We start from the raw sequence: 15283 nt of genomic DNA on the forward strand, positions 1-15283 counted from the left end.
GACAGGCAATGCTCGGCAAGATAACGCCCCGCCTTCTACGGGCGGGGCATCGATACGGGAATGCTCAGGCAGTTGCGGCGCCGGGCATCGGTTGGAAACCGGTTACCTCGAGGCCATAACCTGCCATATTGGGAATCTTGCGCGGGCTCGAGAGCACTCGCATTTTACCGACGCCCAGCTCGCGCAGGATCTGTGCGCCGACGCCGTGCGTGCGGAAGTCCACCGGGCGACGCTTGGCGCGCGCGGCCTTCTCGGTTTCGTCGAGTGCTTCGAACTGATTGAACAGATGCTCAGGGGTTTCCACGCAGTTGAGCAGCACCACCACGCCCTTGCCGGCTTCGGCAATCGCCTGCATCGCGCCCGCGAGGGTCCACGAGTGCGTCGACACGCCGGTCTCGAGCAGATCGAGCACCGACAGCGGTTCGTGCACGCGCACCAGCGTTTCGTCGTCGGGGGAGGGCACGCCGCGAACGAGTGCCAAATGCGGATTGCCGCTCGGCTTGTCCCGGTAGAGCGTTGCCTGGAACGTCCCCCAGGCGGTCTGCATTTCGCGCGAGGCGACCGTCTCGATCATCGATTCGGTGCGGCTGCGATAGTGGATCAGATCGACGATCGTGCCGATCTTGATGCCGTGCTGCTCCGCGAATTCCAGCAATTGCGGCAGACGCGCCATCGTGCCGTCGTCGTTCATGATTTCGCAGATCACGGCGGCGGGGGTAAGGCCTGCCATCGCCGTCAGATCGCAACCGGCTTCGGTGTGACCGGCGCGCACGAGCACGCCGCCCGGCTGCGCCATGATCGGGAAAACGTGACCCGGCTGGACGATATCTTCCGGACGCGCGTCGCGCGAAATGGCCGTCTGCACCGTGTGCGCGCGATCTGCTGCCGAAATACCGGTGCTCACGCCCTCGGCCGCTTCGATCGACAGCGTGAACGCCGTGCCGTATTGCGTGCCGTTGCGGTAGGTCATGAGCGGCAGGTTGAGCTGCTTGCAGCGCGCCTGCGTGAGCGTGAGGCAAATCAGGCCGCGGCCGTACTTCGCCATGAAGTTGATGGCTTCGGGCGTCGCGAATTCGGCCGCCATGACCAGGTCGCCTTCGTTTTCACGATCTTCCTCATCGACGAGGACAACCATGCGGCCGGCCTTCAGCTCGGCAATGATTTCTTCTGTAGTGGCCAACGGCATAGCGACAACGCGGGGGCTGAATTTGGAAAGGCTCTATTCTACGCCAAGCCGGTGCGCGGCTGCGGCCGATCTGGTGCCCCGGCCAACGGAAATGTCGCAATACAAAGGCATTGACCTAAGTAATTGCGGCCACTATAGTCAGCCACATGACTACCCCCTCCATCCCGCTCGACCGAATCTTCCAGGCACTGTCCGATCCTACCCGGCGTGCGGTCGTCGAGCGTTTGACCTTGGGTCCTGCGTCGGTGAGCGAGCTGGCGCGTCCGTTTTCGATGGCGTTGCCCTCGTTTTCGCAGCATCTGGGCGTGCTGGAGGAGAGCGGTCTGGTCGTCTCGCGAAAGACCGGACGCGTGCGCACGTACGCGCTGGAAACCGAAACGCTGGCAGGTGCGCAGGATTGGCTCCAGTTGCAGCGCGACCAGTGGACGCGCCGCCTCGATCAACTCGATAACTACCTGCTGCAGATGAAGGAGACGTGAACATGAGCCGTGCCAACCTTTTCTCCGTCGACCCGAAGCTCGATCTAGTGCTCGAGCGCTATGTCGATGTGCCGTGTGAGCGCGTCTGGGCGGCGTGGACGCAGCCGGAGCATCTCAGGAAGTGGTTCACCCCCGCGCCGTGGCAGACGGTGGAATGCGAGATCGATCTGCGCCCGGGCGGCTTGTTCCGCACGGTTATGCGCTCGCCGGAAGGACAGCAGTTCCCGAACGTGGGGTGTTACCTGGAAGTGGTCGAGAACTCGCGACTCGTGTGGACGAATGCGGTGCTTCCCGGTTTTCGTCCGGCACCCGCACCGGTCGCCGAGCACGGCGGTTTTCACTTCACGGCCGCTGTGCTGATGGAGGCGCAAGGCAAGGGCACGCGCTACACGGCGATTGCGATGCATGGCAACGAAGCCACGCGTGCGCAGCACGAAGCCATGGGCTTCCATGACGGCTGGGGCAAGGCGCTCGATCAGTTGGTCGAACTGATGCAGTGAACGGCAACGCAGGCGTCTTCGCCGTCACATGAAAAAGGGAGATATGCCCGAAGGCATGTCCCCCTTTTTGCTTGACAGCGAGCTGCCGCGCCCCCCTGGCAATCGACGTCATCCGTAGCGAGTCTTACCGCGGCAAGCCTCGCCGCAGCGCGTGACGCCATGCGCCGGGTCACGCGCCGGGTCACGCCAAATTACGCACCGAGATAAGCACGCTTGATGTCGTCGTTCGCGAGCAGATTCGAGGCCGAATCGGCGAGCACGACGCGTCCGGTTTCGAGCACATAACCGCGATCGGCAACGTGCAGCGCCTTGTTCGCGTTCTGCTCCACCAGAAACACCGTCACGCCTTCCTCGCGGATTGCACGAATGATGTCGAAGATCTGCGCGATCACGAGTGGCGCGAGACCGAGCGTCGGCTCGTCGAGCAACAGCAGGCGCGGACGGCTCATCAACGCCCGCCCGATCGCCAGCATCTGCTGCTCGCCACCGGACATCGTGCCTGCGCGTTGCTTGCCGCGTTGCGCGAGTCTCGGGAATAGCTTGAAGACGTGGTCCATCCCGGCATCGATCTCGTCATTGGACGCAAAGAAGCCGCCCATCTTCAGATTCTCGATGACCGTCAGACTCGGAAACACGCGACGGCCTTCCGGCGAAATCGCCAGCCCCATGCGCATGATTTCGTGCGTGGGACGGCCGGTGATGTCATTGCCCTCGAACATTACGCGACCGCTCGAGGCGCGCGGCGTGCCGCACACGGTCATCATCAGCGTGGTCTTGCCCGCGCCGTTACTGCCGATGAGCGTAACGATCTCGCCCTTGTTTACTTCGATCGACACGCCCGAGAGCGCTTCGACGGCCCCGTAATGGGTATGGATCTGTTCGAGCTTCAGCATTATTCCTCCCCGAGGTAGGCCTTGATGACGCGCGGGTCGTTGCGCACCTCGTCGGGCTTGCCGGTCATGATCGGCTTGCCGTGTTCCATCACGAGAATCCGGTCCGACACGCCCATCACGAGACTCATGTCGTGTTCGATGAGCAGCACCGAAATCCCGAACTCGTGACGCAGGTTGTCGACGAGCTGCTGCAGCTCGACCTTCTCCTGCGGGTTCAGACCGGCAGCCGGTTCGTCGAGCATGAGCAGACGCGGCTCGGTAATCATGCAGCGCGCGATTTCGAGCCGGCGTTGGTGCCCATACGACAGCGTGCCCGCCTCACGGTTGGCCACGGCCGTCAGGCCGAGGCGGTCGAGCCACGTCTTGGCGCGTTCGAGCGCCGTGCGCTCGGCACGACGGAACGCACCCGTCGAGAACAGCCCTTGCAGAAAACCGCTGTGCACTCGCATGTGCTGCGCGACCAGCAGGTTCTCCACGACCGTCAACTGACGGAACAGACGAATGTTCTGGAACGTGCGCACCAGACCGCGCCGGGCCACCATATGACTCGGCAGGCCGGTGATGTTGTCGCCGTCGAGCATGATCGAGCCACCGGTCGGGCGATAGAAGCCACCCACACAATTGAAGACGGTCGTCTTGCCGGCGCCGTTCGGGCCAATGATGGCGAAGACTTCGTTCTTGCGGACGTCGAACTCGACGCCATCGACCGCCAGCAGACCGCCGAAGCGCATCTGCAGGCCGGAGAGTTTCAACAGTTCTGCACTCATTGCGGCAACTCCACATGCGGGCGGGTGGCGGGCAGCAGACCTTGCGGACGCCACATCATCATCAGCACCATCACCAGACCGAAAATCAGCATGCGGTACTCGGCGAAGTCACGCGCCACTTCCGGCAGGACCGTCAGCAGAATGGCCGCGAGAATCACGCCGATTTGCGAGCCCATGCCGCCGAGCACCACCACGGCGAGAATCAGCGCCGATTCGATGAACGTGAACGACTCCGGCGTCACCAATCCCTGACGCGCCGCAAAGAACGCACCGGCGAGCCCCGCGAACGATGCGCCCAGCGTGAACGCCGAGAGCTTGATGCGTGTGGGGTTCAGACCGAGCGAGCGGCAGGCGATTTCGTCTTCGCGCAGCGCTTCCCACGCACGGCCGATCGGCATGCGGATCAGGCGGCTGGTCACGAACAGCGTGAAGCCCACCAGCGCAAAGGCAAGCAGGTAAAGGAAGATCACCATATGCGAGCCGCTGTATGGCAGGCCGATCAACTCGTGGAATGTCGTCGCGCCTTCAACGCTGGCCGAGCGCGCCATTTCGAAGCCGAACACGCTGGGCTTCGGAATGCCCGACACGCCGTCTGGACCGCCGGTGAGGCTCGTCAGATTGTTGAGCAGCAGGCGAATGATTTCACCGAAGCCCAACGTCACGATGGCCAGATAGTCGCCACGCAAACGCAATACCGGGAAGCCCAGCAGGAAGCCGAACGTGGCCGACATGAGCGCGGCGAGCGGCAGGCATTCCCAGAAAGTCAGGCCGAAGTACTGGTTGAGCAGGGCGTACGTATAACCGCCCACCGCGTAAAAGCCGACGTAACCCAGATCGAGCAGACCGGCGAAGCCCACCACGATGTTCAGGCCGAGACCCAGCACGCAGTAGATGAGGGCGAGCGTGGCCACGTCCACCGCGCCGCGCGAGCCGATGAACGGCCACACGAGCCCGACGGCCAGCAGCACCCACATCGCGCTCAGTTGCTGACGACGCCCCATGGTGGGCATCGTCGGCAGCTTCACGGCTTGCTTCGTACGCAACAGAAACGGCTTGAGCAACTGGAAGACGAACACGATGGCGGTCGCGATCCAGACCGGACGCCAGTGTTGTTCGAGCACGACCTTGTAGCCGTCGAGTTTCAGTTGCAGGCCCAGGATCGGGGCCGTGAGAACGATCGTCACGAGGGCGGCGATGACCGCACCCTTGAGCGTCTCGCCCGCCGGTGCGCGGTTGGCGGCACCGGACTTCAGAGTGAGTTGTTGTGTCATGGTCGACCTCAGACTTTCTCGACGTCAGGCTTGCCCAGCAGGCCAGTCGGGCGGAACAGCAGCACCAGCACCAGCAGGCAGAACGCCACGATGTCCTTGTACTCGGAGGGCATATAGCCCGAGGCGAGCGTCTCCGCCAGCCCCAGCAGCACACCGCCGAGCATGGCGCCGGGAACGCTGCCGATACCGCCCAGCACCGCCGCCGTGAAGGCCTTGATGCCGGCGATGAAGCCGATATACGGATTGAGCTTGCCGATGGTCAGGCCGATCAGCACGCCGCCCACGGCCGCGAGCATGGCGCCGAGCACGAACGTGAACGAGATCACGCGGTTCGTATCGATGCCGAGCAGGTTGGCCATGCGCATATCCTCGGCGCAGGCACGGCAGGCGCGGCCCATGCGCGAGTTGGCGATGAACAGCGTCAGCAGAATCATCAGTGCGATCGTCACACCTACGATCAACATGCGAGCGTAGGGAATGGTCACGGTGAAGTCACCCATCGGGATGTCGACGGCACCGGAGATCAGCATCGGCACGGAAACATCGCGCGCGCCCTGACCGATCTGCACGTAGTTCTGCAGGAAGATGGACATACCGATCGCGGAGATCAGCGGTCCGAGGCGAGGTCCGCCGCGCAGCGGGCGATACGCCACCCGCTCGATCGCGAAGCCGTAAAGGCCCGTGATCAGCACCGATACCAGCAGCGCTGCACCCAGCACGAGCGGCAAGGGGTAGCCCGCCGCCGTTCCGATTGCAGTCAGTGTGACAAGCCCGACATACGCGCCGATCATGTAGATCTCGCCGTGGGCAAAGTTGATCATGCCGATGATGCCGTAGACCATTGTGTAGCCGATGGCAATCAACGCGTAGATCGCGCCCAGCGTCAGGCCATTGACCAGTTGCTGGGCAAGCTGTGGGAAAAATTCGTTCATGCGGGAAGCCTCGCGACAAGCGGGGGCCGAGCGCGAATGCGAGCCGCCCGCCGGGGTCGGCGGGCGGCTAGAGGGTGATTCGCTGGCCGGTAATGCGTCAGGGAATCAGTTTGCGGCGGTCTTGGTGGCGTCCTTGTGCCAGGTGAAGACGACGAACTTGAACGACTTCAGATCGCCCGCCGCGTCATACGCGACCTTGCCGATCGGCGTGTCGAACGTATTGGCGTGGAGGTACTTGGCCACCTTTTCCGAGTCCGTGCTCTTCGCACCGGCAATGCTCTTGGCGATCAGTTGCACGCCCGTGTAGGCCGGCATCTGGAACGGACCGTTCGGATCACGCTTGGCATCGGCGAAAGCCTTCACCAGTTTGGCGTTGGCCGGATCGGCGGCGAAATCGGCTGGCAGCGTCACGAGCATGCCTTCCGAGGCCGGGCCGGCGATGGCCGTCACGTCCTTGTTGCCCACGCCTTCCGGTCCCATGAACGTGGCCTTCACGCCTTGCTCACGTGCCTGACGCAGCAGCAGGCCCATTTCCGGGTGGTAGCCGCCGAAGTACACGAAGTCCACGCCCTGTGCCTTGAGCTTGGTGATGACGGCCGAGTAGTCCGAGTCACCGGCGTTGATGCCTTCGAACAACACGACCGGCACCTTGGCGGCGTCAAGATCCTTCTTCACCGACGTGGCGATGCCCTGACCGTACGACTGCTTGTCGTGCAGCACGGCGACCTTCTTCGGCTTGACCTTGTTGATGATGTACTGAGCGGCTGCCGGGCCTTGCTGGTCGTCGCGGCCGATGGTACGGAAGATGAAGTGACGCTTCTTGCCTTCGGTGAGCTGCGGCGCCGTGGCCGACGGCGTAATCATGACCACGCCTTCGTTTTCGTAGATGTCCGATGCCGGGATCGTCGAGCCCGAGCATACGTGACCGATCACATACTTGATCTTCTGGCTGACGATCTTGTTGGCGACGGCGACAGCCTGCTTCGGCTCACAGGCGTCGTCCATGAACACGGCTTCGAGCTTGTTGCCGTTCGCACCGCCTGCGGCGTTGACTTCTTCGATGGCGGTCAGCGCACCGGCCTTGACCATGTCGCCGTACTGAGCAACCGAGCCGCTGAACGGACCGGCGATGGCGATCTTGACGGTCTCTGCATTCGCAGCCGTTCCGAAGAGGGCGAGAGCAGCGGCAACGAACAGGGATTTGTGACGAAACTGCATTCTGAACATCTCCTTGATTTGTATTTTTTGACCACCCAGGTGTTCGAGGGGGCCTGATCGACTGCTGATTCTGGTCGGTATCGGATCATTCAAGCCGTTGTCGGCGGGAACGATTCGCCATAGTAGCGTAATACTCTCTCCAATAGAAACAGGTATCCTGAGTTCCCCGGAAACCCGCATGGACAAAGGGCTTCAAAGGGGTCAAAAGAAAAAAATAAGAGTCCTCACAACGATTATCCGTAGTACTACGCAGATTGGAAAAACATAAAAAACGCTTCAAATCGGCGAATCGGGGCCACGTTGAATGGTGATGAAAAATTACGCATCAGGACATTTTGGATACAATCTGTCGAAAATTGAAATCCAATCATGATGTTTTGCATCCCATCTGTTGACGGGAGATGTGATAAGCCGTTTTGCGGCCGAAATTTTCACATCGATAGCGCGTGACGCCGGTTGCGAGACTGCCGGATGCGCGCGAGAAATGCGGCGAGGATCGGTGAGTCGTCGTCGCGCCGGTACATGCAGTTCAGTTCGATCGATCGCAGCCGCTGCGATTTCAGTGGGCGATACACCACGCCGGGCAGACGCAGGTTCGCGGCCGACTCGGTCGTCACGCAAATGCCGAAGCGGCTCGCCACCAACGCAATCGACGTCACCACGTCCTCCACTTCCTGTTCCACGCGCAGCGTCACGCCTTCGGCGCGAAACGCAGCGGCGACTTCTTCCGCCAGCCCCGGCACCGGGGCGTTCGGATAGAGGATCATGCGTTCGTTATCGAGATCGGCCAGCGTCAGCGACGCGCGCTTGCACAGCGGATGCTCCTCGTAGAGCGCGACCAGAAAGGGTTCGCGATGAATCCAGTCGACGACGAGATCCGGCTCGTCCGGAATCAGACGATTGAAGCCGATGGCGATGCGCCGCTCGCGCAGGGCGGCGATCTGCGCCGTCTTCGAGAGGTTGTGCAGGCCGATCTTTACTTCGGGACGTTCGGAATGAAAGCCCGCCAGCAGTCGTGGAATGACGTTGAGAATGCCTGAGCTGAAGATGCCGACGTCGAGCCGCCCGATGTAGCCTTCGCCAGCCAGGCGTGTCTGTTCCTCCGCCCGCCGCGTGAGCGACAGGATATTCGGCACCTCCGCGAGCAGCGTCTGCCCGGCGGCGGTCAGCGTGGCGCCTTTGGGCGTGCGCAGGAAAAGCGGCGCGCCGAGCTGTGCTTCGAGCGCGTGAATGTGACGGGTGAGCGGCGGTTGCGCCATGTTCAGCCGTGCGGCGGCTCGTCCGAAATGTCCTTCCTGCGCGACGGCCAGGAAGTACCGCATTTGCTTGATGTCCATGAATTTCCCCTCCCAAGCGCGTTGTCAGTGCAAAACAGCGCAATACCGAAATGGTATCGGAAACTGAAAATTTGGTATTGGACGGTATCTTCCGGTGCACGCATGATGGCGTACGAACCCGCTTGCTCGGGCATTTTCAGGGGACAGCATCATGCCGATCGTACATATCAACCTGGTGGAAGGTCGCGACGACGCCACCGTAAAGGCCTGCGTGAAGGCCGTCGCGCGCACCGTGCACGAGACGCTCGGCGCGCCGCTCGAATCGATTCGCGTTTATGCCACGCAGGTGCCGGCCGCGCACTGGGCCGTGGGCGAGCGCACCAAGGACGAGCCGGTCGCGCCGGCGAAGGCAGGCGCGTAATGGGCGTCTCCCCCCAACGCGACGCCGCCGCGCAAGCACGCCTCCAGCAGGCCGCCGACGCGCTGCTCGAAGCCGAACGCTCGCGCCGCTTCATCGCCCCGCTACGCGACACGTACGCGCCGCTCACCATCGACGAGGCCTACGCCATCCAGCGCATCAACACCGAGCGACGCCTCGCCGCCGGACGCCGCATCGTCGGCTGCAAGATCGGCCTGACGTCGGTGGCCGTGCAGAAGCAGCTCGGCGTCGATCAGCCCGACTTCGGCATGCTGTTCGACGACATGGGCTATGGCGACGGCGAGCCGATCCCGGCATCGATCCTGACGCAACCGAAGATCGAAGCCGAGATCGCCTTCGTGATCGGGCGCGATCTGGATGTCGAAAATCCGGGGCAGCTCGATGTCCTCAATGCCATCGAATACGCGCTGCCTGCGCTGGAAATCGTGGGTAGCCGCGTGGCCGACTGGAATATCCGCATCACCGATACGATTGCGGACAACGCCTCGTCGTCGGCCTACGTGATTGGCAATACGCCGAAGACGCTCGCCGAATTCGACGTGCGCATGTGCGGCATGGTGATGGAGCGTCGCGGCGAGCCGGTGTCGGTGGGCGCAGGGGCGGCCTGTCTGGGCAGCCCGATCAACGCCGTGGTGTGGCTCGCACGCACCATGGCCGCCGTGGGCACGCCGCTCAAGGCGGGTGATCTGGTGCTCTCGGGGGCACTCGGCCCGATGGCCGCCGTCACCCCTGGCGACATCTTCGAGACCCGTATCAACGGCCTGGGCTCGGTCCGCGCCGTTTTCGAAACCGCCAGCGAGGCTGCACGATGAGTCATATTCACGATTACGCCAAGCGGCTCGACGATGCCGCGCACTTCGCCCACGAGGTCGAGCAGTTCGACACCGACAACCGTCTGTCGCTCGACGACGCCTACGCCATTCAGGCCGCGTCGCTCGCGCGCCGTGCCGAACGCGGCGAGACGCGTGTGGGCGTGAAGATGGGGTTCACGAGTCGCGCGAAGATGATTCAGATGGGGCTGTCCGATGTGATCTGGGGACGGCTGACGTCCGGCATGCAGGTCGAAGAGGGCACGGCCATCGATTTCAAGCGCTATGTGCATCCGCGCGTTGAGCCCGAGATCGCGTTCATTCTGAAGAAGCCGCTCGAAGGCAACGTCACCGGCCCGCAGGCGCTCGCGGCAGTCGAGGCGATTGCCCCGGCCATCGAGATCATCGATTCGCGCTACAAGAATTTCAAATTCACGCTGCCAGAAGTGATCGCCGACAACGCGTCGTCGAGCGGCTTCGTGATCGGTGCGTGGCACGATCCGTACGTCGACTTCTCGAATCTGGGCTTGGCGATGACGATCAATGGCCGCACCGTGCAGGTCGGCTCGACGGCGGCGCTGCTTGGGCATCCGCTGCGCTCGCTGGTGGCGGCGGCGCGTCTGTCGGCGGCCGCTGGCGAGCCGTTGCAGGCTGGCTGGATCGTGATGGCGGGCGGCGCGACGCCGGCTGAATACATCGCGCCGGGCCAGTATGTATCGGTCGAGATGGAGTCGCTCGGTCGCGTGGGTTTCCACGTCTGAGCGGGCGCAAAGTCCGGCGCGGCGGCGCTTTCCGCGCGCGCTGCATCTGTCATGCAAAACGGGGTGGGCCACACGGCTCACCCCGTTTTGTATTGTGTGCGGCGCCGCTTAGTCGCCCTTTGCGCGAGCCACCACGCGCGCCATCACGCGAAGGTCGTCTTCGATCATGCGCACGTCGGTGAACTTGAGCGCCAGTTTGTCGTCGAGCGACGTGAGCGCAGGCAGATGGAACATGCCCTGCGCCTCGCCGACGATGCTGGGCGCGAAATACGTCAGCAGTTCATCCACACAGCTCTCGCGCAGCAGCGAACCGTTGAGTTTGAAGCCCGCTTCGACGTGAATTTCGTTGAACTGACGCTCGCCAAGCGCACGTAGCAGTGCGGGCAGCTCAACCTTGCCGCTCGCGTTGGGCAGGTCGAGGACTTGCACGCCCAGATCGCGCAGCCGCGACACACGGTCCGGATCGCCGTTAGCGCAGACCACGAGCGCGTTGCCGTGCGCGAGCACCTTGGCGCCCGGGGAGATGTCCAGACGCGAATCGACGACGATGCGCAGCGGCTGACGCGTCGTTGGCACCTCGCGCACCGTTAGCGACGGATCGTCTTCGCGCACGGTGCCGATGCCGGTGAGAATTGCGCAGGCGCGCGCACGCCATGCGTGGCCGTCGGCGCGCGCGGCCGGGCCGGTGAGCCACTGGCTCACGCCGTTGTTCAGCGCGGTCTTGCCGTCGAGACTGGCGGCCACTTTCATGCGCACCCACGGCGTGCCGCGCGTCATGCGGGCGATGAAGCCGATGTTCATTTCGCGCGCTTCGTTCTCCAGCAAGCCGCAGCGCACTTCGATGCCGGCGTCGCGCAGCATGCCCAGACCGCGTCCGGCGACAAGCGGGTTCGGGTCTTCCATCGCAGCGATCACGCGCTTCACGCCCGCTTCGATGAGGCCCTTGGCGCACGGCGGTGTGCGGCCGTAGTGGCTGCACGGTTCAAGCGTGACGTAGGCCGTCGCGCCGCGCACCGATTCGCCGCGCACGCGGGCGTCTTTCATGGCCTGGACTTCGGCGTGGTCCTGACCGGCGGGCTGTGTGAAGCCTTCGCCGATGATGCGGCCGTCCTGCACGATCACGCAGCCCACGCGCGGGTTCGGCGTGGTGGTAAACATCGCGCGCTCGGCCAGTGCCAGCGCGCGGCGCATGTAAGCAAAATCCTGTTCGGAAAACATGAGACGTCGGATCGTCAGATCATCAGCGGCCGGTCGGTCAACGCATTGTCCGGTGCTGCGCCGGCATGGGCCGGCAGGGATTCGCGCGCAATGCCGCGCAGGGTGTTCAGCGCGTCGAGCACGCTCTGGACATAGCGTTCATCACGAAAACCGGCGCTCATCTGCGCGACGACGCCGTCCCATTTCCGGTCGGCCACCAGCGCATTGACACCCTTGTCGGCGATCAGCTCGATATCGTGATCGGCGATGTTGATGTAAAGCAGTATGCCCGTGCGCTCGCCCGTATGGGTCACGCCGAGATGATGAAACAGTTGAACGGCGCGTTGACGGCACGATTGCCCGTGCCAGACTGCCGCAAGCGGCATGGCCGCTTCGATCACAAGGCGTATCTCGCAGCGATGCTCGCGCTCCGATTCGCGAATGGCGGTCTCGAGCGTGTCGAGCGCCTTGTCGGGGAAAATCCAGCGGGCATGCGCACGCCAGGTGCCGGCATGACGCAGCCAGCGCGAGACGTCGTGTGGCTTGTGTTGCATCGCGAATGCCTCCTCGTGTGCGGTTGCCATCGCTGTCACCAGTTCCCCGACGAGCCGCCGCCGTCAAAGCCACCCCCACCCCCGCCGCCGAAACCGCCGCCGCTGTCTCCACCGCCGCCGAATCCGCCGCCGTCGTTGCGTCCCCAGCCGCCCAGTCCGCCAGCGATACCGCCACCCAGCCCGGCACCGAAACCGCCGGCACCGATGCGTCCGCGTTGTCCCGTGAGCACGCGCGAGCGCGGATCGCTGGGGGGAGCGCCCGGCAGTCCCGGTCCGCTGAAGCGTCGCCGGCTTTCCATGATCACGACCATCGCGATGATGAAGACGATGAAGAGCAACGGCAGGAAATCGGACAAATCTGAATGCTCGGCACGTGTCGACGGTAGGTTCGGTGCGGGCAGGGGCTCGTTGTTCATCGCCGCTTGCACGGCGGCTACGCCGGCGGCCAGACCGCCGAAGAAGTCGCCGCTGCGAAAGTGCGGTGCCATCACGTCGCGCAGGATTCGCCCGGAGATGGCGTCGGTGAGGGAGCCTTGCACACCGCGTCCGACTTCGATGCGCATCTTGCGCAGGTCGTTCGGATTGTCCTTCGCGACGAGCATGATGACACCGTCGTCCACGCCCTTGCGGCCGGCCTTCCAGGCATCGGCCACGCGGATGCTGTACTGATCGAGGGTCTCGGGCGCGGTGCTCGGCAGCATCAGAATGAAGATCTGACTGCCGCGTTGCTGCTCATATTGCGCGAGTTGCGTCTCGAGTGCGTTGCGTTGCTCGGGCGTGAGCGTGCCGCTCAGATCGGTCACGCGCGCCGTGAGCGCGGGCACGGCCACCAGCGCCTGCGCGCCGGCCGGCAGCGCCAGCCAGCACAGACTTGCCAGCGCCAGGGCGCGGAGCACCCACAGCAGACGCTTCGGCTGGATGAGCGCCATGGCCCGCTCCTCAGAACTTGACGGTCGGCGCCGTCGAAATCGCTTTCTCGTTTTCCACCGTGAAGTTCGGCTTCGGTCCGTAGCCGAACATCTTGGCCGTCAGATTGTTCGGGAACTGACGGACATACACGTTGTAATCCTGCACCGACTGGATATAGCGATTGCGCGCCACGGTGATGCGGTTTTCCGTGCCTTCGAGCTGCGATTGCAGGTCGCGGAACAGGCCGTCGGCTTTGAGGTTCGGGTAGTTTTCCGAGACGGCCATCAAGCGCGAGAGGGCACCGGACAATTCGCCCTGCGCCTGCTGGAAGCGCTTGAACGCGTCGGGGTCGTTGAGCGTTTCGGGCGTGACCGTAATGCTGGTGGCCTTGGCGCGGGCATTGATCACGTCGGTGAGTGTCGACTGCTCGTGCGTTGCGTAGCCCTTGACCGTATTCACCAGATTCGGCACCAGATCGGCGCGCCGCTGGTACTGGTTGACGACCTCGCTCCAGGCGGCCTTGACCGCTTCGTCCTTGACCTGGATTTCGTTATAGCCGCAAGCGCTGAGCAGCGACGTGAGAAACCCCAGCGCCAGCCAGCGCATGAACGACTGACGGCGCTTGATCGGCAGCAGCGTTTGCATGATGTTCCCCCTTGTTATGGCCGGAATGGCCGGACAAGCGTCCGGCGGACTACGCATGACGTGTAAAAAGCCGCGCTGCCCCTTGTGGCAGACGAGCGCGGCATGACCGACGGATGGCTCACGCAATCACCGCGAACGCGTCGCGCGCGGCGTCGAGCGTGGCGTCGATGATCGCGTCGTCGTGCGTCGCCGAGACGAAGCCCGCTTCGAACGCGCTCGGTGCGAGATAGACGCCGCGATCGAGCATGGCGTGGAAAAACTTATTGAAGCGCGCGACGTCCGAGGTCGTGACTTCGGCAAAGCTCTGCGGCACGTTGGCACGGAAATACAGCCCGAACATGCCGCCGACGCTGTCGCCGGAGAACGGCACACCGGCGGCCTGCGCCGCATCGACCAGCCCGTTCACGAGCTTCGACGTACGTTTGGCCAGATCTTCGTAGAAGCCCGGCGCCTGAATCAGCTTGAGCGTAGCGAGACCGGCGGCAACGGCGAGCGGGTTGCCCGAGAGGGTGCCGGCCTGATAGACGCCGCCCAGTGGCGCCAGATGCGACATGATGTCGCGACCGCCGCCGAAGGCGGCCGCCGGCATGCCGCCACCGATGACCTTGCCCAGACAGGTGAGGTCGGCCGTGATGCCGTAGAGCGCTTGCGCGCCGCCCAGGCCGACGCGGAAACCGCACATCACTTCGTCGAAAATCAGCACAGCGCCATGCGCCGTGCACAATTCACGCAGCGTCTGCAGGAAATGACGCGAGCCGCGCACGAGATTCATGTTGCCCGCGACCGGTTCGACGATCACGGCGGCAATTTCGCCGCCCTGGCCCGCAAACAGCTCGCGTAGCTGCTCGACGTTGTTGTACTCGAGCACGAGCGTATCGCGCGTGACTTCCGGTGGCACACCTGCCGAAGACGGGGCGTTGCGCGTGGAATCGGCGAACGTGAGCAGGCCCGAGCCGGCCTTGACCAGCAGGCTGTCGGCGTGGCCGTGATAGCAGCCTTCGAACTTGACGATCTTGTTGCGGCCCGTGAAGCCGCGTGCCAGACGCAGCGCGCTCATCGTCGCCTCGGTGCCGGAGGACACCAGACGCACCTGTTCGATGGACGGCACGAGACGGCAGATTTCTTCGGCCATCACCACTTCGGCTTCGGTCGGCGCGCCGAAGCTGAAGCCTTGCGACATGGCGCTCTGCACGGCGGCTACGACGTCCGGATGCAGATGGCCGACGATCATCGGGCCCCACGAGCCGATGTAGTCGATGTAGCGCACGCCCTCGGCGTCCCACATGTAGGGGCCTTGCGCGCGGGCAATGAAGCGTGGCGTGCCGCCGACCGAGCGGAAGGCGCGCACCGGCGAATTCACACCGCCGGGAATGGTTTGCTGGGCGCGCTCGAAAAGCGCGGCATTCGTAGTGTTTTCGGACATGACTTCAGCTTTGCGGCGATTAG

General features: G+C 63.7%; 17 protein-coding genes. 5 read left to right on the top strand and 12 right to left on the bottom strand.

Translation table 11 applies throughout. The features are described from left to right. Positions 1-64: 64 nt before the first annotated feature. Complete coding sequence (gene ribBA / locus ACIPHM_RS08405) at positions 65-1186, bottom strand: bifunctional 3,4-dihydroxy-2-butanone-4-phosphate synthase/GTP cyclohydrolase II (RefSeq protein WP_400326796.1); 1122 nt, start codon at positions 1184-1186, stop codon at positions 65-67. Between the two features lie 146 nt (positions 1187-1332). On the opposite strand from ribBA, the gene ACIPHM_RS08410 reads away from it, so the two are divergent. Both ACIPHM_RS08410 and ACIPHM_RS08415 read left to right on the top strand, forming a co-directional pair. Beyond that, positions 1333-1665 (top strand): ArsR/SmtB family transcription factor, encoded by a 333-nt coding sequence (locus ACIPHM_RS08410; protein ID WP_400326799.1) that lies wholly within the window; start codon positions 1333-1335, stop codon positions 1663-1665. A gap of 2 nt (positions 1666-1667) precedes the next feature. Then, entirely contained in the window at positions 1668-2165 is a 498-nt protein-coding gene (locus ACIPHM_RS08415) for an SRPBCC family protein (RefSeq protein WP_400326801.1), read from the top strand. 191 nt (positions 2166-2356) lie between these two features. On the opposite strand, the gene ACIPHM_RS08420 is transcribed toward ACIPHM_RS08415, so the two are convergent. The 6 genes from ACIPHM_RS08420 to ACIPHM_RS08445 form a co-directional block, all read right to left on the bottom strand. After that, entirely contained in the window at positions 2357-3058 is a 702-nt protein-coding gene (locus ACIPHM_RS08420) for an ABC transporter ATP-binding protein (protein ID WP_400326804.1), read from the bottom strand. Next, positions 3058-3825, bottom strand: coding sequence for a high-affinity branched-chain amino acid ABC transporter ATP-binding protein LivG (gene livG / locus ACIPHM_RS08425; RefSeq protein ID WP_400326807.1), 768 nt, complete (start codon positions 3823-3825; stop codon positions 3058-3060). Before livG ends, ACIPHM_RS08420 begins: the two co-directional genes overlap by 1 nt. Beyond that, positions 3822-5096, bottom strand: coding sequence for a high-affinity branched-chain amino acid ABC transporter permease LivM (locus tag ACIPHM_RS08430; RefSeq protein ID WP_400326810.1), 1275 nt, complete (start codon positions 5094-5096; stop codon positions 3822-3824). Before ACIPHM_RS08430 ends, livG begins: the two co-directional genes overlap by 4 nt. Before the next feature lie 8 nt (positions 5097-5104). Continuing rightward, positions 5105-6028, bottom strand: a complete 924-nt coding sequence (gene livH / locus ACIPHM_RS08435; RefSeq protein WP_400326812.1) for a high-affinity branched-chain amino acid ABC transporter permease LivH — start codon at positions 6026-6028, stop codon at positions 5105-5107. 105 nt (positions 6029-6133) lie between these two features. Next, positions 6134-7246, bottom strand: a complete 1113-nt coding sequence (locus tag ACIPHM_RS08440; RefSeq protein ID WP_400326815.1) for a branched-chain amino acid ABC transporter substrate-binding protein — start codon at positions 7244-7246, stop codon at positions 6134-6136. Between the two features lie 431 nt (positions 7247-7677). After that, positions 7678-8583, bottom strand: coding sequence for a LysR substrate-binding domain-containing protein (locus ACIPHM_RS08445; RefSeq protein ID WP_400326817.1), 906 nt, complete (start codon positions 8581-8583; stop codon positions 7678-7680). Between the two features lie 151 nt (positions 8584-8734). Between ACIPHM_RS08445 and ACIPHM_RS08450 the strand changes: the two genes are divergently transcribed. The 3 genes from ACIPHM_RS08450 to ACIPHM_RS08460 are packed head-to-tail and all read left to right on the top strand — an operon-like array spanning position 8735 to position 10532. After that, positions 8735-8944 (top strand): tautomerase family protein, encoded by a 210-nt coding sequence (locus ACIPHM_RS08450; RefSeq protein ID WP_400326820.1) that lies wholly within the window; start codon positions 8735-8737, stop codon positions 8942-8944. After that, positions 8944-9774, top strand: a complete 831-nt coding sequence (locus tag ACIPHM_RS08455) for a 2-keto-4-pentenoate hydratase (RefSeq protein WP_400326822.1) — start codon at positions 8944-8946, stop codon at positions 9772-9774. Before ACIPHM_RS08450 ends, ACIPHM_RS08455 begins: the two co-directional genes overlap by 1 nt. Continuing rightward, positions 9771-10532, top strand: a complete 762-nt coding sequence (locus ACIPHM_RS08460; protein ID WP_400326825.1) for a 2-keto-4-pentenoate hydratase — start codon at positions 9771-9773, stop codon at positions 10530-10532. The genes ACIPHM_RS08455 and ACIPHM_RS08460 overlap by 4 nt, the downstream gene beginning before the upstream one ends. Before the next feature lie 108 nt (positions 10533-10640). Here the strand turns inward: ACIPHM_RS08460 and ribD are convergent, their stop codons facing one another. The 5 genes from ribD to hemL form a co-directional block, all read right to left on the bottom strand. After that, on the bottom strand, positions 10641-11750 hold the full coding sequence (gene ribD, locus ACIPHM_RS08465; protein ID WP_400326828.1) for a bifunctional diaminohydroxyphosphoribosylaminopyrimidine deaminase/5-amino-6-(5-phosphoribosylamino)uracil reductase RibD: 1110 nt from the start codon (positions 11748-11750) through the stop codon (positions 10641-10643). A gap of 14 nt (positions 11751-11764) precedes the next feature. Then, positions 11765-12283, bottom strand: a complete 519-nt coding sequence (locus tag ACIPHM_RS08470) for a TPM domain-containing protein (protein ID WP_400326831.1) — start codon at positions 12281-12283, stop codon at positions 11765-11767. 35 nt (positions 12284-12318) lie between these two features. Beyond that, positions 12319-13212, bottom strand: a complete 894-nt coding sequence (locus tag ACIPHM_RS08475) for a TPM domain-containing protein (protein ID WP_400326833.1) — start codon at positions 13210-13212, stop codon at positions 12319-12321. 10 nt (positions 13213-13222) lie between these two features. Further along, on the bottom strand, positions 13223-13837 hold the full coding sequence (locus tag ACIPHM_RS08480) for a LemA family protein (RefSeq protein ID WP_400326836.1): 615 nt from the start codon (positions 13835-13837) through the stop codon (positions 13223-13225). A gap of 118 nt (positions 13838-13955) precedes the next feature. Then, a complete protein-coding gene (gene hemL, locus ACIPHM_RS08485; RefSeq protein WP_400326838.1) occupies positions 13956-15260 on the bottom strand; it encodes a glutamate-1-semialdehyde 2,1-aminomutase in 1305 nt (434 codons plus the stop codon). Between the last annotated feature and the right edge of the window lie 23 nt (positions 15261-15283).

The sequence above is a fragment of the Pandoraea sp. NPDC087047 genome (assembly GCF_044745225.1).
GTDB lineage: Bacteria > Pseudomonadota > Gammaproteobacteria > Burkholderiales > Burkholderiaceae > Pandoraea.